Origin of the sequence: Pseudomonas sp. SAS7, assembly GCF_052112345.1 — a bacterium.
GTDB lineage: Bacteria > Pseudomonadota > Gammaproteobacteria > Pseudomonadales > Pseudomonadaceae > Aquipseudomonas > Aquipseudomonas putida_Q.
Map to the genome: position 1 here is coordinate 1 of NZ_JBEGGO010000080.1, position 220 is coordinate 220.

Here is a 220-nt window from a genome sequence, read left to right on the forward strand (position 1 = left end):
ATCAACAACCACGCAGAGCTGTACTTCAAGCTGACCGATGGCACCACTGTCATCGTGCCCGCGAACAGCACCACCGGTTCTGCCACTACAACCGCGCCGGATAACGTCTATGTCGGTGCTAACCAGCCGGTGGTCAACGCCATCGACGCCGTCAGCGGCGCGGACGCGTGGAAGTTTGAAAACCTGAACCTGGACAAGACCCCGGTCAGCACCCAGGTTA

At 59.5% G+C, this 220-nt stretch carries 1 protein-coding gene; it reads left to right on the plus strand.

All coding sequences use genetic code 11. The features are described 5' to 3' along the window. Nucleotides 1-220: immunoglobulin-like domain-containing protein (locus tag ABI582_RS28775; RefSeq protein ID WP_442121006.1), on the plus strand; the 220-nt coding region annotated here is incomplete at both ends.